The sequence below is a fragment of the Pseudomonas sp. H3(2019) genome (genome assembly GCF_007713465.1).
Lineage (GTDB): Bacteria > Pseudomonadota > Gammaproteobacteria > Pseudomonadales > Pseudomonadaceae > Aquipseudomonas.
Map to the genome: position 1 here is coordinate 125,360 of NZ_VMSG01000002.1, position 21,286 is coordinate 146,645.

14 protein-coding genes are annotated in these 21,286 nt (G+C 58.8%); 9 read left to right on the forward strand and 5 right to left on the reverse strand.

Going from position 1 to position 21,286, the window contains the following annotated elements:
- Positions 1-150 precede the first annotated feature (150 nt).
- A complete protein-coding gene (locus FPT12_RS02995) occupies positions 151-672 on the reverse strand; it encodes a GNAT family N-acetyltransferase (RefSeq protein WP_145014580.1) in 522 nt (173 codons plus the stop codon).
- Positions 673-859: 187 nt separating this feature from the next.
- Here FPT12_RS02995 and FPT12_RS03000 point away from each other — a divergent pair, with 187 nt between their 5' ends.
- Both FPT12_RS03000 and FPT12_RS03005 read left to right on the forward strand, forming a co-directional pair.
- Positions 860-2,293, forward strand: coding sequence for a PLP-dependent aminotransferase family protein (locus FPT12_RS03000; RefSeq protein WP_145014581.1), 1,434 nt, complete (start codon positions 860-862; stop codon positions 2,291-2,293).
- Positions 2,294-2,418: 125 nt separating this feature from the next.
- The gene (locus FPT12_RS03005) at positions 2,419-2,712 is read left to right on the forward strand and encodes a putative quinol monooxygenase (protein ID WP_145014582.1); all 294 of its coding nucleotides are present in this window, start codon (positions 2,419-2,421) and stop codon (positions 2,710-2,712) included.
- Positions 2,713-2,847: 135 nt separating this feature from the next.
- Here the strand turns inward: FPT12_RS03005 and FPT12_RS03010 are convergent, their stop codons facing one another.
- Entirely contained in the window at positions 2,848-7,749 is a 4,902-nt protein-coding gene (locus FPT12_RS03010; RefSeq protein WP_145014583.1) for an NAD-glutamate dehydrogenase, read from the reverse strand.
- 504 nt (positions 7,750-8,253) lie between these two features.
- Between FPT12_RS03010 and FPT12_RS03015 the strand changes: the two genes are divergently transcribed.
- The gene (locus tag FPT12_RS03015; protein WP_145014584.1) at positions 8,254-8,610 is read left to right on the forward strand and encodes a hypothetical protein; all 357 of its coding nucleotides are present in this window, start codon (positions 8,254-8,256) and stop codon (positions 8,608-8,610) included.
- An 84-nt stretch (positions 8,611-8,694) separates the two neighbouring features.
- Complete coding sequence (locus tag FPT12_RS03020) at positions 8,695-8,913, forward strand: DUF2970 domain-containing protein (RefSeq protein WP_123580724.1); 219 nt, start codon at positions 8,695-8,697, stop codon at positions 8,911-8,913.
- A 7-nt stretch (positions 8,914-8,920) separates the two neighbouring features.
- On the opposite strand, the gene FPT12_RS03025 is transcribed toward FPT12_RS03020, so the two are convergent.
- Positions 8,921-10,006 (reverse strand): ABC transporter substrate-binding protein, encoded by a 1,086-nt coding sequence (locus FPT12_RS03025; RefSeq protein ID WP_145014585.1) that lies wholly within the window; start codon positions 10,004-10,006, stop codon positions 8,921-8,923.
- 521 nt (positions 10,007-10,527) lie between these two features.
- Here FPT12_RS03025 and FPT12_RS03030 point away from each other — a divergent pair.
- Positions 10,528-12,186: a nitrite/sulfite reductase gene (locus tag FPT12_RS03030; protein ID WP_145014586.1), complete on the forward strand. Its 1,659-nt coding sequence runs from the start codon at positions 10,528-10,530 to the stop codon at positions 12,184-12,186.
- Positions 12,170-12,664: a DUF934 domain-containing protein gene (locus FPT12_RS03035; protein WP_145014587.1), complete on the forward strand. Its 495-nt coding sequence runs from the start codon at positions 12,170-12,172 to the stop codon at positions 12,662-12,664. The genes FPT12_RS03030 and FPT12_RS03035 overlap by 17 nt, the downstream gene beginning before the upstream one ends.
- A 75-nt stretch (positions 12,665-12,739) precedes the next feature.
- Here the strand turns inward: FPT12_RS03035 and FPT12_RS03040 are convergent, their stop codons facing one another.
- Both FPT12_RS03040 and sohB read right to left on the reverse strand, forming a co-directional pair.
- Positions 12,740-16,552 (reverse strand): dermonecrotic toxin domain-containing protein, encoded by a 3,813-nt coding sequence (locus FPT12_RS03040; RefSeq protein ID WP_256676581.1) that lies wholly within the window; start codon positions 16,550-16,552, stop codon positions 12,740-12,742.
- 225 nt (positions 16,553-16,777) lie between these two features.
- The gene (gene sohB, locus FPT12_RS03045; protein WP_019690777.1) at positions 16,778-17,800 is read right to left on the reverse strand and encodes a protease SohB; all 1,023 of its coding nucleotides are present in this window, start codon (positions 17,798-17,800) and stop codon (positions 16,778-16,780) included.
- A gap of 205 nt (positions 17,801-18,005) precedes the next feature.
- Here sohB and FPT12_RS03050 point away from each other — a divergent pair, with 205 nt between their 5' ends.
- The 3 genes from FPT12_RS03050 (at position 18,006) to FPT12_RS03060 (ending at position 21,235) form a co-directional block, all read left to right on the forward strand.
- Entirely contained in the window at positions 18,006-18,716 is a 711-nt protein-coding gene (locus FPT12_RS03050) for a histidine phosphatase family protein (protein WP_145014589.1), read from the forward strand.
- Positions 18,717-18,766: 50 nt separating this feature from the next.
- Entirely contained in the window at positions 18,767-19,081 is a 315-nt protein-coding gene (locus tag FPT12_RS03055) for an SCP2 sterol-binding domain-containing protein (protein WP_145014590.1), read from the forward strand.
- A 306-nt stretch (positions 19,082-19,387) separates the two neighbouring features.
- The gene (locus FPT12_RS03060; RefSeq protein ID WP_145014760.1) at positions 19,388-21,235 is read left to right on the forward strand and encodes an amidohydrolase; all 1,848 of its coding nucleotides are present in this window, start codon (positions 19,388-19,390) and stop codon (positions 21,233-21,235) included.
- Positions 21,236-21,286: the final 51 nt, after the last annotated feature.

The following is a 21,286-nucleotide window of genomic DNA, read 5'->3' on the forward strand; positions in this document are numbered from 1 at the left end:
GGCAGATGCACGCTGCCGGCGTACGACTAAAACCGGGCATACACAGCCTGCTGACACTTCAGCGCCGCGCCAAGGGTTTACTCCGCTGCCGGATCACGCGCATTGTAGGCCGCACGCAAGCTGCGCTGGCGTTCGCCCTCGGCGACTGACTCAGCGCGCCTTGAGCAGACGACGCAAGCGCGCCATGCTCAGGGCATCCACCAGCACCCCATCGCGCACTGCATACTCGCGAAACAAGCCTTCTGTGTCGAAACCAAACTTGCGATACAGCCCGATCGCTGCTTCGTTATCCGCATACACCGAGAGTTCGACCCGTTGCACGTTCATCCAGTTGTCGGCAAGGTCGAGCACCGCCGCGAGCAGCCGAGAGCCAACGCCCTTGCCTTGCCACGCGACCGCCACGCCCATGCCAATGTTGGCGCAATGGCTGCGACGAATGCGCGAAACCTGCTCCAGACCGACGTTGCCAATGACCTGGCCCTGATGCAACGCCACCAGTTGCACCACCCGCTCGTTTTCCGGCGCCAGTCGCTTGCGCCAGACTTCAGTGGACTGAAACGGCATTTGCAGCACCTGGCGGGCGACCGCCGGATCATTGTAAAGCGCGGTGATGCCCTCGATGTGGGCTTCGCTCATACGCTCAATGGTGATAACAGGATCGATGGCTGGCATGGTGATTCCTCCTTGAAAGTGGCATGGCCATCGAGTCTAAACGGATCATCACCCGGGTGACGACAGCCATAGTGCGGCGAGGCGCGAATCTGGATGCGGTGCAACTTCTTCCCGACACCGCAATACGGGTAATCTGGCGCCACGCACGTCTACCCAAAACACCAACTGCCGCAGGAGCCTCGCGGGTATGGAACTTCATGTTGTGATCAACGGCCGCAAGGACCTCGCAGGTCAGCTGTATCAGCAACTGCGCAGCGCCATCGAGTCGGGTCGCCTGGCCGCCGGGACACAGCTACCGCCGAGCCGCTTGCTCGCCGAACAATTGGGTATCTCACGCAAGACCATTTCCGACACCTACGCGCAGTTGACCTACGAGAACTTCCTCACCGGGAGGATCGGCAAAGGTACCTACGTCAATGCCCGTCCCTCGACTATCGTCCACAAACAGAGCCATTCCGAATTGGCGAGCGCCGACACCCTCGAGCGTTGGCGCAACATGCCGTCGTTCTTGCGCCATCCGACCCTGGAAGGTTCGCTGCGTTACGAGTTCATTGGCGGCGCCACCAGCAAGGGCCAGTTTCCTCAGGATGACTGGCGCCGCTGCACCGCCCATGCGCTGCGACAGATTGCCGGCTCCAAGGGCTTTTACAGCCAGCCGGAAGGCCTGCCGGCGCTGCGCAACGCGATTGCCCGGCATATCGCCTTTTCTCGCGGGGTCAATTGCCAGGACGACGACGTGGTGGTGTGCAACGGAGCGCAACAAGCACTGGACCTGATCTCCCGCGTACTGACCGAACCCGGCAGCCTGGTGGCCATGGAAGATCCCGGCTACCCGCCGGCCCGCCTGTTGTTCGCCTCTCACGGCGCTGAGGTAGTCGGGGTGCCCGTGGACGAGCAAGGCATTCAGGTCGAGCTGATTCCCGATGGAACCCGGCTGATCTATGTCACACCCTCGCACCAGTTCCCGCTCGGCATGCCGATGAGCCAGGCACGGCGCGAAGCCTTGCTGGCAAGGGCGCATGAGCTGGGCGCGATCATTATCGAGGACGACTATGACAGCGAGTTCCGCTACGCGGGCCGGCCCACCGACTCCCTGCAAAGCATGGATGAGCGCGGGATCGTCGCCTATGTCGGGACCTTTTCGAAAACCCTGCTGCCGGAGTTGCGCCTGGGTTACGCGATTCTGCCGCCGGCCATTCTTGAAGCGGTGATCCGCGCCAAGCAACTGACCGACCTGCACACCTCGACGCTGCCGCAATGGGCACTGGCCAAGTTCATTGCCGAAGGCTGCCTGCTAAAGCACATCCGTCGCTGCCATACGGTCTATGCCGGTCGGCGCGAGCGAATCCTCGCACGCGTCGCCGGGGACCTGTCGCCCTGGTTCGAAGCAGTGCCAACTACTGCCGGTTTTCACATGGCCTTGCTGTGCAAAGTCGAAGTGGATGTCCCACGGGTCATCGAACTGGCGAAAAAACTCGACGTCGGCCTGTATGGCCTGGACGGCTTTTACTATCAGCAACTACCACGGGCCGGGCTGTTCATGGGCTTCGGCGCCATAGAAACCCTGGACATCGATGTAGCCCTGGACCGTTTGCGCGATATTCTCCAGCAAGTCTGTTGAGGTCTATTGGTATGGCGCTTTTACTGCCAATTGGCTGTTGGCCGCTACCCGACACAGGCCTATCCTGCACAAGCGTTATCCCACCATGAGCGAGCCTCGTCCGGCTTGATACAGGAGCGTGTGCGATGCCCAACGAAATAATCAATACGGTCCAGGTACGGGCCGCCGCTGGCCGCTCGGATGAACTGGGCAAGCAATTGCAGAAGATCGTCGAAACATTGCGTGAGCTCCCGGGTTGCGATTCCTACATGGCCGACCGCTGTCCGGAGGACGACAATCGATGGACGGTCAGTGCCCGCTGGCAGTCCGAAACCGCCATGCAATCACACTTCTACTGCCCGCAAGTTCAAGGCTTCATCAGCCTGATCGACAGCCGACTGGCCAGCAGCGTCGACTTCAACAGTTTTCCGATCGTTTAAAGCGTCAACGCCATAAACTACTGACTCCATTGAAACGCTAAACAGCAAAAGCACCAGAACAGACAACCGGTAAACTCCAAACAAAAAAAAGCCCCGCCTCTCTCGAGACGGGGCTTTTTATTCAGCGCCTGATAATCAGGCAGCAGGCTCCAGTTCAACGATCGCAGCGGCCGTGACTGGCACCACCGCTTGACCGCTCAACGCCAGGTCCAGCAGTTCGCGGTTGGCGACCGCGTACATGGCGTAGTCGGTGCCGCTGGCGGCACGGATGTCCACCAGCATGGCGCGCCAGCGCTCGACCATGGTCTGGTTCTGGTCCATCCACAAGGCCAGACGCGTTTCCACGTCCTGCTCGCCGCTGCCCATTTGCAGGACCGAGATGGTGATCGCCCGTTGCTGCCAGTCGATGTCATCGCGGAACGCTTCACGGGCCAGCGCTTGCCAGTTGTTTTCCACCGGCAGAGCGCTGATCTGTTGCAGGTACCAGGTCAGGTCCAGCGCACTGCCCACGGCGAAGTAGGCCTTGGCCACGTCCGCTGCATTCTGGCCAGTCACGTCCGCCGCCTCGATGATTGGCAACAAGGTGTACAGGTGACTAGTGCCTGCAACCATGCGCGCCAGCAACTCGGGTACGCCAGCTGCAACGTAGGCCTGATAGCGGGTCTGCCAGCCTTCGCGGGTCGGGCCTTCCAGCAGCTCGTCGAGCTTGAGGCCCAGCGCTGCCAGATGTGGACCGAAGTGCGCGACGTCTCGCGCTGCGTTCTGCTCGTTGCGACGGCTGCGCAGGAACCAGCGAGTGGCACGACGGCCCAGACGCATCAGTTCATCCATCAGCTCCAGTTGCACGTCAGCCGAAACCTGGTAATCCAGGGATTCGATCTGACGGAACCAGTGCGGGAGATGGAAGATGTCACGCACGATCACATAAGCGCCTGCCACGTTCGCCGGGCTCATGCCGGTCGACTCTTTGAGCCGCTGAACGAAGGTGATGCCCATGTGGTTGACCAGGTCGTTGGCGATCTGGGTGCTGACGATCTCACGCTTCAGACGGTGACGACGCATGGCCTCGGAGAACTTGCTCACCAGCATCGGCGGGAAAGCGGTTTCCATGTCGCGGGTCAGGTAGTCGTCGTCCGGCACCAGGGAGTTGAGCAACTGCTCCTTGAGGTCGATCTTGCTGTAGGAGATCAATACCGACAGCTCGGCACGGGTCAGGCCATGGCCTTCCGCAATGCGCTCGTTGAGTTGATCTTCCGTCGGCAGGAACTCGATGGCACGGTCCAGCTTGCCACGGCCTTCCAGGTCGTTCATCAGACGCTTGTACTCGGCAATCCGCACGTAGGCACGGCGGGCCGCCAGGGACAGGGCCTGGGTCTGCTTGTAGTTGTTGCCGAGGACCAGACCGCCGACTTCATCAGTCATGCTGCCAAGCAACTGGTTACGTTGCTTCTCGGTCATGTCGCCAGCCTGCACCACTTCGTTGAGCAGGATCTTGATGTTCACTTCGTGGTCGGAGCAGTCCACGCCACCGGCGTTGTCGATGAAGTCGGTGTTCGAGCCGCCGCCATTGAGACCGAATTCGACACGACCCAGTTGGGTCATACCGAGGTTACCGCCCTCGCCCACGACTTTGCAGCGCAGTTCGTTGCCGTTCACGCGCAGTGCATCGTTGGCCTTGTCGCCGACATCGGCGTGGCTTTCGCTGCTGGCTTTGACGTATGTACCGATACCGCCGTTCCACAGCAGATCCACTGGCGCCTTGAGCAAGGCGTTCAGCAGTTCGGTCGGGGTCAGCTTGTCGGCCTGAATGTCGAAGCGCTCTTTCATCTGCGGGGAAATCGCGATGCTTTTCGCGCTACGGGAGAAGATCCCGCCGCCTTCGGACATGATGCTGGTGTCGTAATCCGACCACGCCGAACGCGGCAGGTCAAACAGACGCTGACGCTCAGCGAAGCTATTGGCAGGCTCAGGGTTCGGGTCGATGAAAATGTGCAGGTGGTTGAACGCGGCAACCAGTTGCAGCTTGTCGGACATCAACAAGCCGTTACCGAACACGTCACCGGCCATGTCGCCGACACCGACCACAGTGATGCTGTCTTCCTGGACGTTGATGCCGCGCTCACGGAAGTGACGCTGTACGCCAACCCACGCGCCTTTGGCGGTGATGCCCATTTTCTTGTGGTCGTATCCGGCCGAGCCGCCCGACGCGAAGGCGTCACCGAGCCAGAAGCCGTAGTCGATCGCAATACCGTTGGCGATGTCGGAGAAGGTCGCAGTGCCCTTGTCCGCTGCCACCACCAGGTACGGGTCATCGTCGTCATGACGCACGACGTTGGCCGGCGGTACCAGCGCGCCGTCTTTCAGGTTGTCGGTAATGTCCAACAGACCGGAAATGAAGATGCGGTAGCAGGCGATGCCCTCTGCTGCGATCTCATCACGGCTGCCACCCAGTGGCAGGCGACGCGGCAGGAAGCCACCTTTGGCGCCTACCGGCACGATGACCGAGTTCTTCACTTGCTGGGCTTTTACCAGGCCCAGGACTTCGGTACGGAAGTCTTCTTCACGGTCGGACCAGCGCAGACCACCACGAGCCACGTTGCCGAAGCGCAGGTGCACGCCTTCGACGCGTGGCGAGTAGACGAAGATTTCGAACTTCGGTACTGGCTTCGGCAGCTCTGGAATAGCGTGCGGGTTGAACTTGAAGCTGAAGTAGGACTTGTTCTGACCGTTGGCGTCGGTCTGGTAGAAGTTGGTCCGCAGGGTTGCCTTGATCAGGTCCAGGTAGCGACGCAGGATGCGGTCTTCGTTTAACACCTGAACGTCGTCCAGAGCGCTCAGAATCGCTTGTTCCAGGCGCAGTTGCTTGTCGTCGAGGTCGTCGCTGGTCAGCTTGCGCGCCAGGTAGAAACGGGTCTTGAACAACCGGGTCAATTCGCGAGCGATATCGGTGTGGTTGTTCAGGGTGCTGGCGATATAGCCCAGGTCGAAGCCCAGACGGATCTGCTTCAGGTAACGGGCGTAAGCGCGCAGCAGCGCAACGTCGCGCCATGGCAGGCCGGCGGTCAGTACCAGACGGTTGAACGCATCGTTTTCGGCGTCGCCGCGAACGATATGGACGAACGCGTCCTGCAGCGTGTCGTTGAGCTGCTGGATATCGAGTTCCAGGCCTTCAGCAGCGGTGAACGCGAAGTCGTGAATCCAGAACTCGCGACCGTTGCTGTGACGCAGGCGATACGGGAACTCGCCCAGCACGCGCAGGCCGAGGTTTTCCAGAATCGGCAAGACGTCGGACAGCGCCAGCGGGGTATCGGCGTGGTACAGCTTGCAGTGCAGCTCGCGCTGACCGGACACCTGACCCAGCGGCTGATAGAAGCTCATGACCAGCGGATTTTTTTCGCTCAGGCTCAGCAGGTGCTGCATGTCGACCACAGCCGAATGCGCGGCGAAACGCTCGCGGTAGCCGGCCGGGAAGCCTTTCGGGAAGTCGGACAGCACATTGGTGCCCTGGGCTTCGCCGAAGCTTTCCACGACCAGGCTTGCGTAGTCGTCCTGCCAGCTGCGGCAGGCCTGAACCACTTCTTTTTCCAGCAGCAGTGGGTCGATGTCCAGACGATTCTTCGGGTCGACCCGCAGAATCAGTTGTACACGGGCCAGCACGGACTCGGAGAAGAAGGTCCAGAATTCGCAATCGCTGGCTTTCAGGCGATCCATCAGCACTTGCTGGATCTTCTGACGCACTTCGGTGGAATAGATGTCGCGTGGCACGTAGGCCAGGCAGTAGCAGAAGCGACCGTACGGGTCTTTGCGCAGGAACACGCGAATCTTGTTGCGTTCCTGGATCTGCACAATCGACATCACGGTGCTGAACAGCTCGTCGACCGGAGTCTGGAACAGATCGTCACGCGGCAGTACTTCGAGTACCTGGGCCAGTTCCTTGCCCAGGTGCGCCTTGGACTGGAAGCCGGAGCGCTGCTCGATGACATCGACCTTGCGACGGATGTATGGAATGACCCGCACGCTTTCGCCATACACCGACGAGGTGTACAGGCCCATGAAACGGCATTCCTTGATGACTTTGCCGTTGGCATCGATCTGGCGGATCGACACGTAGTCAGGGTAAGCCGGACGGTGCACACGGCTTGGGTGCGCAGCCTTGGCGAACGACAGCGGCGTCGGTTCGCGCAGGTAGTTCACAGCGTAGTCTTCGATACGCAGGTCTTCGGCGGTCAGGCCGGCGCGCAGCAATCGGGTCAGGCCCAGGAACGAGCTCTGGTCGTACTCGATATGGCCGCCATCCTTGTCGTCGCGAACCACGAACTCTTCGTAACCGAGGAACGTGAAGTGGTTGCCCACCAGCCATTCGAGGAAGCCCTTGATCTCGCTCTTTTCTTCGGCGTCGACGGCAAACTTGCTCTTGTCGATGCCTTCGATCAGTTCCTGGACCTTGGCTTTCATCGGTTCGAAATCGGCGACCGCAACGCGGACTTCACCGAGAACCTGCTCCAGTTCCTTGCTCAATACATTGAGTTCGGCGGTATGGGCGCAACGGTCGATCTCAAGGTACATCAGCGATTCTTGCAGAATGCCTTCGCCCTGGGTGCCTTTAGGCAGGATTTCCAGCAGCTCGCCCTTGGCGCCGCGACGTACGCTCAGCACCGTGGTTTGCAAGGTGTGGATGCTGTAGCCGCGACGGTTCAGCTCGGTGCGCACCGAGTCCACGAGAAATGGCAAGTCGTGGTGCAGCACTTCGACCGCCGTGTGGGTCGACTGCCAGCCGTGCCGTTCGTAATCCGGGTTGTAAACGCGCACTTGTGGTTGCGCGTGATCAAAGCGCTCAAGCAGGCGCCAGGCAGAAAGGGTGCAGCCGGCGAGGTCGGACAACCGGCGCTGGGTCAGCTCATCGAGGGAAATAATGCCGAAGAATTGTTCAGCGAACAGCGCCACTTGTGGCAGTGACTGTTCACTGATGTGCTGCGCCAGTGCCGCTTGCAGTTGTTGCTGGAAGTCGGCTTTGCTGGCTGCGGTGAAGAACGCCATCTGTGGTACTCCGCTTGGGCTTGTTATTGATGGAAGCGTCGCGTGCAAAACCCCTGTCGGGGCGGTCCGTCACCCTGCTCCTGAATCTCGGGCAGAGGTTAACAGGGTGACAGGTGGGTGAAGCTGGACGAGACACTCAGGTCACATTCACCTTCCATGAATGGGCATCTGTAAAAACGACTACCGAGTAGACAAGCAATGTCTTTAGAGGTGCCCATTGGTTGCGCAGCTTATCGGGTGCGACAACCTGCCTGCTTGCGATGCTGCGACATATTCGGTCATAGGCACGTAACTCATCGGCAGCACATCGAATAACACTAGCAGCCGCGTGAAAAAAAGACGGTTTTAAACCCGGATTTACGGCACCTTCGTACCAGAAATGACCAACAACCCCTCTGGTGTTCACAACACACTTTTTGACACACAGCCGAGCAGAAATTCCCTCGGGCTGGCAGAATCGGATTTTGTTGTCTTTATAACGCTCGCCGAGCCAGGAATCACCCCATGCAACTGACCACCGCCCACCTGATCGCCAACCCGTGCGATGACGAAGAAGACAACCTGGCCATGCTCTGCTGCCACAGCAATCAGGGCGAGATGTTTCTGATGACGCGCTACCCGGACGAAGATGAGCTGGAGATCACCCTTGATGGTGAACCGTCGACCCTCGATGGCGTGAAAGTCACCCTCAGCCCTACCCGCCTGCTGATCGAAATCGCCGCCGCTGATGCCGATGCGCTGAATGGCGACGATCATCTGGAAATCCACCACAGCACCGCGCCGGCGGATCTGGCTGAAGTGGAAGAAACGTTGCAGAACATTCTCAAGGGCACGGGCACTTATGTGAGCCAGTTGACCTGACCCGCGATGGCGGCCTCACGGCCGCCACATCCCCCGGGAAGATTGACTATGCTTGCCTCATACACTCCGTGTGACGAGGGATTTATGGACGATCCAGTCGACAACAAACCACCCAGCTTCTGGCAAATGCTGCACAGCGTGCTGGCGGCAGCGTTTGGCGTGCAGAGCGGGAAGAACCGCGCACGCGACTTCACGCACGGCAAACCCAGTCATTTCGTGGTGCTCGGCATTTTATTCACGGCTGTCTTTGCACTGACGCTGTTCGGTATCGTGAAACTGGTCCTGCATCTGGCCGGGGTTTAGCCCACCCTCAGTGCATCAGGGTTTGCAGACTGAACGGGTAGCGATAACTCAGAGGACGATCCTTGGCCGACAGGCTACGGAAGTTCACGCCGTAGTTCTGCGTGGCTCCCATGGCCAACAATCGCCTGGCCTGCTCCCGATCAATCAACTGCAACAGCGGGATCTGCCGATCACGGCCGCCATATCGGTCGACGTGCACACCCTGGTCATAGTCATGCAACTGCACCAGCGCCCAACCGCCCAGGCTGAAGTGCCCGCCCAGCAATACGCTAAGACGGCCATCCAGCAGCGCCTGCAAGGCTGACGGCGAGGTATTGACGGCGCTGAACAGCGCGCCCTTGCCGGGTATGCCGCCCGCTTCTTCGTAAGCCTGCATCGCGCCGAACGCCATTTCATCGTTGGCCGTCCAGATCAGCGACGTCTGCGGATAGCGCTTGAACAGCAACGTCGCCTGCTCATGAACGCGCTGACGGTTCCACCCGCCGTACACCAGTTGCTGCAAATGCACCTCGGGGTGCTCGCGCAACGCCCGCATCAAGCCCTTTTCGCGCAACTGCGAGGCCGGCGTGATTTTCAAACCGGCAAACGCCAGCAATTCAAGTTTCTGACCGGGGACGACCGGAGGATGCAGGCGGATCAACTCCTTGAGCATCAGGTAACCGCCCTCCTCATCGTTGGGTATCAGGCTACCGAGTAAATTGGGGTATTTTTCCTGGCGATTGCCGAGCAACGCCAGTTGATCGGTGTTTAGCCCGCTATTAACGATAAACAGCTTCACGCCGCTGCCCTCGGACAGCCGCAAGATTTCCGGCGCAACATATTGTTCGTTGGCGAACACCAGATAATCCGGGCGTTTTGGCCCTTGCAGGGCTTCACGGGCCTGTTTGATCGTGGTTTCAGGCACGCGCTCGGAATACTGAATCTGCAGGTCCATGCCCAGATCCCGGGCGGCGGCCTGCATGAATTGCGAATAGCTCAGCCAAAAGGTTTCCGTAGAGGTGCCAGGGCTAAGGAACAGCACCGACGCCGCTTGCGTACCCGACCCATAGGCCGAGCAAACCGATAGCAATACCCCACAGAGAAACTTGAACATTGAATATCCGAGCCCCGGCAATTAGCCGCGCATTATAGCCAACGAAGTGCTGGCAAATCGCGATTAATCGACGTTTTGTCCGACAATCGTCAGGTCAGGGCCCGGACACGCTTACCTATTGATGGCTGACCCAGAACACCGCAGTGCCCACTACCAGGATGATCAGAAACAGAATGGCCCATGCATCGACGGTGCTATCGCTTTTCCGTGCTTTGGTTGGGTTGCTCATTGCATCGCCTCTTGTCGGTTTTATCGGTGATTGCATAAAGACTCGAGCACAGTTAAGTCGAGGATTGCCCGCACCACAAATGTGGGTAAGACAATAACCAGTCTCATTAGTCGATTTGGTTCTTTACATATACTCAAACATCACTTTTGCGCATAAACGCAAACTGGTATCTTGCCTCGGCTCCGTGGGGAGTGCGCGGCCGTGCGCGCAGAATTGCCAAGGCAGTATCGGAATCAAGCGAGCGGAAAACGCAGCTGTTCCTGATTGGCCCAAGCCTGAGAACAGGACCTATATGTACGTATACGACGAGTACGATCAGCGGATCATCGAGGACCGCGTCAAGCAGTTCCGTGATCAGACCCGACGCTATCTGGCAGGCGAGCTGAGCGAAGAAGAATTCCGCCCCCTGCGCCTGCAAAATGGCCTTTACATCCAGCGCTTCGCCCCGATGCTGCGGGTTGCCGTGCCTTATGGCCAACTGACTTCGCGCCAAACGCGAATGATGGCCAAGATTGCCCGCGACTATGACAAGGGCTATGCCCACATCAGTACCCGGCAGAACGTACAGTTCAACTGGCCGGCGCTGGAAGACATCCCGGACATCCTCGCTGAGCTTGCGACCGTGCAGATGCACGCGATCCAGACCAGCGGCAACTGCCTGCGCAACGTCACCACCGATCAGTTCGCCGGTGTCGCTGCCGACGAGTTGATCGATCCGCGTCCGTGGTGCGAAATCGTCCGTCAGTGGACCACCTTCCACCCGGAATTCGCCTACCTGCCGCGCAAGTTCAAGATCGCTATCAACGGTTCGACGTCGGACCGTGCAGCCATTGAAGTCCATGACATCGGCCTTGAGCCGGTGCACAACGCCGCAGGCGAACTGGGTTTCCGCGTGCTGGTCGGCGGTGGTCTCGGCCGTACACCTGTCGTTGGCGCGTTCATCAATGAGTTCCTGCCGTGGCAAGACCTGTTGAGCTACCTCGACGCCATTCTGCGTGTGTACAACCGCTATGGTCGTCGCGACAACAAGTACAAGGCGCGGATCAAGATTCTGGTCAAGGCCCTGACGCCTGAAGTCTTCGCTCAAAAAGTCGACGCGGAAATGGAATACCTTCGCGGTGGCCAGACCACGCTGACCGAGGCCGAAGTGCATCGCGTCGCCAAGCATTTCGTCGATCCGGACTACAAAGTCCTGGACGATCAGACCGCAGAGCTGGCTGAACTCGACAAGCAACACCCAGGCTTTGCTCGCTGGCGTACCCGTAACACCCTGGCTCACAAGAAGCCGGGTTATGTTGCCGTGACCCTGTCGCTCAAGCCGACCGGCGTTGCGCCGGGCGACCTGACCGACAAGCAGCTCGATGGCGTTGCCGACCTGGCCGATCGCTACAGCTTTGGCCAACTGCGCACCTCCCACGAGCAGAACATCATTCTGGCTGACGTCGAGCAGAACCAACTGTTCGCCATGTGGGGTGAGTTGCGCGAACAAGGTTTCGCTACGCCGAACATCGGCCTGCTGACCGATATCATCTGCTGCCCGGGCGGCGACTTCTGCTCCCTGGCCAACGCCAAGTCGATTCCGATCGCCGAAGCCATCCAGCGCCGTTTCGATGACCTGGACTATCTGTTCGACATTGGCGAACTGGACCTGAACATCTCCGGTTGCATGAACGCCTGTGGTCACCACCACGTCGGTCACATCGGCATCCTCGGAGTGGACAAGAAAGGTGAAGAGTTCTACCAGGTATCCCTCGGCGGCAGCGCCAGCCGTGACGCCAGCCTGGGCAAGATCCTCGGCCCGTCCTTCGCCCAGGACGACATGCCTGACGTGATCTCGAAGCTGATCGACGTGTACGTGGAACAACGTACCGAAGACGAGCGCTTCATCGACACCTATCAACGTATTGGCATCGACCTCTTCAAGGAACGCGTCTATGCAGCGAATAATTAAGAACAACGAGGTCATTGACGAAACCTGGCACTTGTTGCCCAAGGACGCGACCTTCGACGGCATTTCCAACTGCGACGACCTGATCGTGCCACTGGCGCTGTGGCGCGATCATGGCCATGCCCTCAAGGCCCGCGATGGCGGTTTGGGCGTTTGGCTGGATGCCGATGAAGAAGCCGAGGAAATCGGTGACGACGTTGATCATTTCCAGGTCATCGCCTTGAACTTCCCGGCCTTCACCGACGGGCGCAACTACTCCAACGCGCGCCTGCTGCGTGACCGTTACGGCTACAAGGGCGAACTGCGGGCGATTGGCGATGTGCTGCGCGACCAGTTGTTCTACCTGCACCGCTGCGGTTTCGACGCCTATGCATTACGCGCGGACAAGGACCCGTACGAAGCCCTGGAAAGCCTCAAGGACTTCTCGGTGACCTACCAGGCCGCCACCGACGAACCGCTGCCGCTGTTCCGTCGCCGCTGATCGACAAGAAAGCCTTGAGCCCGGTGCCTGTGCAGGGGCTCAAGGTTTTTTCATGTCTGCTACAGAGTCCCTGTTCTACCTACGGCGTTTGAAGAGTCTCGCCATCGAGTCTGGCTTTTTCACCGACGGTTCCTTGAATAAAGTGATTCTGTCTTCCAGTCGTTCGAAACTGGCAAACGGGTTATCGCCATCAAGGGCCGACCACTCCACATCCTGAAACAGTGTCTGGCATAGCCCCGGCGACGCATCCATCTCGTCCAGCATATGCCACACACGCAACTGCAACGGTGCGTAATCCACCCGGAAATCCGCTGTGCGTGTCAGCACCTTCAAGGTTCCGAAAAAGCGCTCGCTGCCCTCTTTCGCCAAAACACGCTGCCAACACGATGTCTGCCGTGTCGCTTGTTCCGAGGAAAGTCCGGTCAACCAGCAGTCTGGCCAACTAACATCCGGCGTTGCGGCCCACATCCATAGATTTATCCCGGTCTGCTTGCGATGGTCCATGACCCATTTCAAACTGTCTGCGTCCACTAGCGGATTGCCTGAAAGCAAGACGTTGCCCTTGACCACCGACTGCCTTCGAACCCCGTGAGGCACTCGGGTAATGTAGTTATTACGCAGGTCCAGCCGCTCCATGTAAGGATGATCGAGAGTCAACACCGGGCAAGTCCTGAGTCCCGCTCCCCGCAGCTCAAGTTTGCGCAATTCAGTCATCTGGATCACTGCCGGTGGGACATCGAGCGGGTTTTCGCTTAAATTGAGTTCCTGAAGTCGGGTGAGCTCGGCGAGTTGTCTTGTGCTTTCCTCTGTCAGGACCAGCCTGGTCGCTTTCAGATTTAGCGTCTCAAGCTGACGCAGATCAGCGATGGCGGGCGGTAAGCGGCCAACCTCAATGCCATCCTGATTAAAGAGACGCAAGTCGACGCCTTGCATGTTCAACGTGCGCAGATTGGGAAAACACTCAAGGAAGCCGTTAAGGCTACTGCGTTGCGTTAACTTGAAATTCGGCATGGTGAGAGACACAACGTCGTTTAACTTGACGTTGAGCTGCGGGAGGTAGTGCATCTGCTCAAAGTCCATGTCCAAGTGAAAACCAATGAACTGACCGTCCCGATAGACCCTGCTGTCTGGCCCGCTGCGTTTTTGCCAAATGGCGATCAGTTCCTCGGCCAGCTCATATCGGGTATCACGTTCAATCTCCATCCACTCCTCTATGCGCGCGTCGTTCTCCTCCTCGATCTCGGCGTCGCTCATTCCCTCGGTCCCCTCATCACCCGCGAGTAGAATCTCGATATCCATGTCTTCGATATCATCGGTGATGTCTTCGATCCAGCTGGTGATGTCGACACGCAGTTGCTCGGCCTGCAACCTCAGCCGATCAAGATCAGCCTGAGCCCGGGCTCCCGCATTCAACAGAAACTCATCCGCTTGCTCCGACGTAAAAGCAGGGTAAATCTCTTTAACCTGAAGCCTCATCATCTCTGTGGACATCTCACCGGACTGCGCAGTGGTCGGAAATCCGCCACCTCGCAACCCGAGACGCCGGAAGGTCAAGCCGGAGTCCATCCTGTGCAGCCCGAGTATCAGCTCGGAGCGCGGCAGTGCGCTCTCCCGGATTTTGAGCTGCAAGTCCTGCCATTCATGGCCTGGACGCAAACCGAGGGCCGAGCGTTGTTCTTGCGGCAAGAGAGCGAGAAGCGCTTGGTCAAAGTCAGCCGTACCGGCCAGCCCGTAGAGCGTCTCGACTCGAATCGCGCGAGACCAGCCCGGCAGCCGTTCCAGCGTATGCAAAACGAGCACATCACTGTCGGCGTTTTCGACCGACTTCAGATAAAGCCCCTCATAGGCGCGGCACAGGCGTACATGCTGCTCGTACTGCTGCGCCTTGCCGCTCAACTGCCCCAGCACTCGCTTGGCGTCAGCCAGTGTGTGGGGTGCAGCAATATCCACTCCCGATCGGTCGAGCATTTGCTCCACCGCACTTTTCGGCAAACCCGGGTATTGATGCTGAAACAACCTGACCCAGTCATTATCCGAATGCTGTAGTGCGTCGTAGCGTTGCTTGAACTGTTCGACTCGTGTGCTCTTTAGCTGCTCGGCCTGCGCCGAGCCTTCGGGTAACGCGTCAATGGCACGTTGCAGATCCTGATCGATGGTGAAACGACTGATGGTATCTGCCAGCACCGGAGATGGAGGCCGATCACCCGTTTGCATCAGACGTAAGACATCATCGTCCACCGGGCTGACATGAGCTATCTGGGCCAGAACCTCATCGCTGAATGATTGGACACTCGGCCCAATACCGCGCATCAGCTGTACCCGTTCAGCGCCAGGAGCAGGAGGTGCAACATCTCCGGCCACGAACGAAGACTCGCCAGACAACGGCTCGTCCACCACCTCGGGTGCAGGACCGGGGTCAACCCCAATGCCGACGGAGTGTTCTTCGGCCTTGATGGCTGCCCCCTCCGCGGCCAGTGGCAAGGCATTGAGCAAACCGAATACAGTGCGTGTGACACCTGCCGAGCGCTCATCTGGAGTCTTGCCATCAACCGCCTGAGCCAGCCCATAACCGGCGTCGATCAGTCCGGCCAACGCCAGCACGCCCTCGCCTCCGGGAACAAACAGCGCCAGAGGACCAAACCGGTTGATCCATTGCACAACGGGCTCGACCACAGCGCTCAAATCATCGCGATTGACCTGTGCATCGTCGCGGATGGTTTCGGCACTGTCAGTGGCCGCTTGCTTCATGACCAGCACCCACTCGGCGAAAGGGTCGCTGCCCTTGGGGGGCTTTTCAAACTGGATATAGTCGGCCGGGTCCCAGTAACCGTCATTGTTGAAGAAACCGGCGGTTTTCGTCAGGCGATGCTGCTGAGGAAAAATGGCCATGCCCTGCAGCGCCGTCAGTACACCCGCGTGCAACGTCCCGTCGCTGCGATCATCCTTGGCAAAGTGCTCCGTCAGCGCCTGCGACTTTTCACTGTCACGCGCCGCCTGCACCACCCACTGGCGCAAGTCACTGATATGTTCGAACTCCAGAAACGGAGATGAGTTTCCCGGAATAAAGAGCAGCCTGCGTGCTCGACCAACCTGGCTGAAGCACCAGATGTCGGTCGAGGTGTAGCGGTAAATACGCAGCCGACTGGTTTTAATGGTTGAACCGATATCAGTGAAACGCTGCAATTGCTCGATCCCGAGCTGTTCCCAGGTTTGTTCAGGGCCAAGCCCGGCGACCCTCAATGCCAGTTTCAATCCTGCCGCTGTCAGGCTTTGCTCCTGATGTTGCAGGTAAGCAGCCATGACAAATGCGCTTTTGACGGCAGTTCTCAGTGGGCTGGGGGCTTTCGAACGAATGACTTCGTCCGTCGGCCAGACTTGTTGCAGGTAATCGGTATATTTTTCTTTTAAGTCAAGGTTCCAGATCCAGTGCTTGAAGTCCGCCGGCGACAGATCCAACTGCGTGTCAGGGCCGTAACGCTGGGGGTCGGTCTGCCGGTAAACACCTTCGTAGTCTTTGAAACCACCATTGGGATACTGCGACTCGTCCACCTTGACGATCCGTACTTGCGGCCCTACCGCAGGAGGCGTGTACAAACCGAATGCCGTCTCGCCAAAACGACCGGCCCCAACCGTCTGGTAATTGGACAACAACGCTTGAACCAGATTCTGGGACTTGACGACCTTGCCCTGTTGGACACCATTGTGTGCCGGATAACCGCGAAAATCGTATTGCAGATAGACCAGCCGCGTGCCTGGTAAAGCAGCCTCCTTGCCCCAGCGTTCTTCGATCAGTTTTACGGCAAGTTGGGCCGGGGTTTGGGGCAATGCAGCATCCAGCGCCAACCCTAATTCCTGGTGCCGAACCTCGCGAGTTTTTTCGTACGCCATCATCGCAATCCTTTGCATCGTTGTATGAACTGACAGCCTAGGAGCTGCCGTGCAAAACAAATGCAGGACATTTCTTCAATGAGATTCGAATTTTCGCCGCACCTGAAAGGTGCCCGGCAATAGAAAGGCGTGTCATAAAGAAGGGGTTGAACCGAGCATTGCACTCGGCACCCGATCCGTCAGACCTGCCCGATCATGCGGGCAGGTCTGCGCAATGTACGCGAATTACCAGAAGCGCTGCTGAGTCAACCGGCTCCACCAGGTCAGCAAGACCCGATCAATCGAACCGCTGGCCGCCAGGCCAACGCGTTCTTGCAGGCTCTTGCGCTCGGCATAATGCAGGTGAAACAGCTCTGCACCCTTGGCCCGTTCGGCGAGGTATTCATCACTGGTTTTCAGTTCATCGACCAGTCGTTTTTCCAGTGCGGCAACACCCAGCCAGATTTCACCGGTGGCCACTTCATTGATGGCCAATTGCGGCCGGTAGCGTGAGACGAAGTTCTTGAACAGTTCGTGGGTCACATCCAGGTCTTCCTGGAACTTCTCCCGGCCCTTCTCGGTGTTTTCGCCAAACACCGTCAGCGTGCGTTTGTACTCGCCCGCCGTCAGGACTTCAAAGTCGATGTCGTGCTTTTTCAGCAGGCGATTGACGTTAGGCAACTGCGCCACCACCCCGATCGAACCCAGAATGGCAAACGGCGCGCTGATGATCTTCTCGCCGATGCACGCCATCATGTAACCGCCGCTGGCCGCGACCTTGTCGATGCATACGGTCAATGGCACACCGGCCTGACGAATGCGCGCCAGTTGCGAGGATGCCAGACCGTAGCTGTGAACCATGCCTCCGCCGCTTTCCAGGCGCAGCACGACTTCGTCCTTTGGCGTGGCCAAGGACAACAGCGCGGTGATTTCGTGGCGCAGGCTTTCAGTCGCCGAAGCCCTGATATCGCCATCGAAATCCAGCACGAACACCCGGGGTTTGGCTTCCGGCTTTTTCTTCTGTTTTTTCTCGGACTTGGCTTCGGATTTACGCAAGGCCTTGAGCTGGTCCTTATCGAGCAGTGTCTGCTCCAGGCGCTCACGCAGCTCCTTGTAGAAATCATTGAGTTTACTGACCTGCAACTGGCCCGCGAACTTGCGCCGGCCTTTGCTGCGCAACGCCGCAAAGCTGGCCAGGACCACCAGAATGGCGATCACCAGGGTAACGGTTTTAGCCAGAAAACTTGCGTACTCGGCAAGAAAATCCACATTGACTCCTTAACGACAGTGCGCCGCAGAACACGCAGGCGCGTATACCTTCAGCATACCCATGCGGCCGCGTTGCGACCAGTCGTGAAACCTTCTGTAACGGGCCTCCAACGAGCATTTCAAACAAGCGTATGTTTTTTCATTGACAGCTCATCGCCATCCTCATAACCTCGCAAAACCTTCAACGTACCCGGATGACGCGGACGTGGGCAGCATCTACTTGATTCGACATGGCCAGGCCTCTTTCGGTGCAGACGACTACGACGTGCTGTCGCCGACCGGTATTCGCCAGGCAGAAATACTCGGCAGTCACCTGGCTGAACTGGGGTTGAGTTTCGATCGCTGCCTGTCGGGCGACCTGCGTCGCCAGCAACACACCGCCAACAGTGCCCTGACACAATTCGGCGCTGTCGGCTTGCCGGTACCGCCGCTGGAAATCGATTCGGCCTTCAACGAGTTCGACGCCGACGCGGTGATCCGTGCACTGCTTCCAGACCTGCTGCCCGAAGAACCCGAAGCCCTGAATATTCTGCGCAATGCCGCGCAGAATCGCGGCGAGTTTCAGCGAATCTTTGCCTTGATCATCGAGCGCTGGCTGGCCGGCACTTACAACCCACCGGGGCTGGAAAGCTGGCCAGACTTCGTCGAGCGGGTCCAGGCCGGTTTACAGCGTATTCTCGAACAGGCCGACAACACCCAGCAAGTCGCCGTGTTCACCTCCGGCGGGACCATCACTGCCCTGCTCCACCTGATTACTCAAATGCCCGCCAGGCAGGCCTTTGAACTGAATTGGCAAATCGTTAACACCTCGCTCAACCAACTGAAGTTCCGTGGTCGCGAGGTGACACTGGCTTCCTTCAACAGTCATGCACATTTGCAACTGCTGAAGGCCCCGGAACTCATCACTTTCCGTTGAGTCCGGATCACTGTGACCCTTGCTGTAACACTTCATGAAAGGATCGAACCATGACCTCCGTAGCTGACGCCGTACAAGCCATGAAAGCCAAGTTCAACCCAGCCGCTGCTGCCGGTCTGGACCTGGTTTTCGGTTTCCGCATCGACGACACCAAAAACTTCTCGCTGATCGTTAAAGACAGCACTTGCGACCTGCAGGAAGGCGAAAACCCGGACGCTCAAGTGACTCTGGTCATGGACGGTGAAACCCTGCAAGGCATCGTCGACGGTTCGACAGACGGCATGCAAGCGTTCATGGGCGGCAAACTGCGCGCTGAAGGCGACATGATGCTGGCCATGAAACTGTCCGAGCTGTTCCCAAGCTAAGACGGCGGCTCCCGCCCTCGGGAGCCCTCTGGCTGCCTGCGAATCCCGCCTTTATGGCGGGATTCGTCGTTTCTGTCAGTCGTAAATGTGCCCGCCCGACACATCGACTGCGCATTTGCCGTCTATATTCCTTGCTGGCCGTATGGGTTACGTATCCGACTGCCCGCTCGACAGAATACTGCGGAGAACGGCGCCATGAGCCCACCTGATGAACACGACGACTTCAGCCACCGTCGCGTACTACAAGGCCTTTCGGCAGGCACCATCAGTGCCTGGACCAGTCCTCTATTTGCGCAGAGCACCAGCATGACCAATTCCCCAGCCGATCTCATCCTGTTCAACGGTCGCATGCACACGGTTGACCGGGATAAACCCCAGGCCAGTGCGGTCGCCATCAAGGACGGGCGGTTTATCGCCGTCGGCAATGATACGGACGTCATGCCCCTGCGCGGCGCCAGCACGCAAGTCATCGACCTGCAAAAACGCACGGTGATCCCCGGTCTCAACGACTCGCACCTGCACCTGATTCGCGGCGGCCTGAACTACAACCTCGAACTGCGCTGGGAAGGCGTGCCGTCCTTGGGCGACGCCTTGCGCATGCTCAAGGATCAGGCCGATCGCACACCGGCACCGCAATGGGTGCGCGTGGTCGGTGGCTGGACCGAGTTCCAGTTCGCCGAAAAGCGCCTGCCGACGATTGAAGAGCTGAACAAGGCCGCGCCTGACACCCCGGTGTTCGTCCTGCACCTGTATGACCGCGCCCTGCTCAACCGCGCGGCGTTGAAAGTAGTTGGCTATGACCGCAATACGCCGAACCCGCCGGGTGGTGAAATCCAGCGCGACGCCAATGGCGACCCCACCGGCATGCTGATCGCCCGTCCGAACGCGATGATTCTGTACTCGACGCTGGCCAAGGGACCGAAGCTGCCACTGGAGTATCAGCTCAACTCGACCCGGCAGTTCATGCGCGAGCTCAATCGCCTCGGCGTCACCAGTGCCATCGATGCCGGTGGCGGCTTTCAGAATTACCCGGACGATTACCAAGTCATCCAGCAATTGGCGAAGGACCAGCAACTGAGCGTGCGCATCGCCTACAACCTGTTCACCCAAAAACCCAAGGCAGAGCTGACCGACTTCAAGAACTGGACCAGTACCTCGCACTACGGCCAGGGTGATGATTTCCTGCGGCACAACGGTGCTGGCGAGATGCTGGTGTTCTCCGCCGCCGACTTTGAAGACTTCCTCGAACCGCGCCCCGATCTGCCGCAAACCATGGAGCAGGAACTGGAACCGGTGGTGCGCCATCTGGTCGAGCAGCGCTGGCCATTTCGCTTGCACGCCACCTATAACGAATCGATCACGCGGATGCTCGATGTATTTGAAAAGGTTAACCGCGATATCCCGTTCGACGGTCTGCCATGGTTCTTCGATCACGCCGAAACCATCACCCCGCAAAATATCGAACGGGTTCGCGCGCTGGGCGGTGGCATTGCGATTCAGGATCGCATGGCTTTTCAGGGTGAGTACTTTGTCGAGCGTTACGGTGCCAAGGCCGCCGAACACACCCCACCGATCCAGCGCATGCTCGCCGAAGGCATTCCGGTCGGTGCCGGCACTGATGCCACACGGGTTTCCAGCTACAACCCGTGGACGTCGCTCTACTGGCTGGTCAGCGGCCGTACTGTCGGCGGCCTGGAGCTTTACCCGCAAGGACTGAGCCGCGACACGGCGCTGGAACTCTACACCCATGGCAGCGCCTGGTTCTCCTCCGAGCAAGGCACAAAAGGCCAGATCAAGGTTGGGCAACTGGCCGATCTGGTGGCGTTGTCTGCCGACTACTTCAGCGTCGACGACGAAGCGATCAAATGGATTGAATCGGTGCTGACCGTCGTCGGTGGCAAAGTGGTGTATGGCAGCCTCGAATTCGAAAAACTCGGCCCGTCGCGTTTGCCGGTAATGCCCGACTGGTCACCCGTGGTTAACGTGCCGGGGCACTGGAAACCCCTGGCGCCGCTCACCGCCCAAATGCATCAATGCGTGGGCGCCTGCGCCGTGCATGCCCACAGCCATGAGCGAGCACGCTTGTCGAACGCGCCGGTCAGCGACTTCCAGGGGTTCTGGGGCGCGTTTGGCTGCTCGTGTTTTGCGTTTTGACGAATGCGTTTGACAGTAAGCCCGCATAGGCGGGCTTGTTGTTCGAAAATT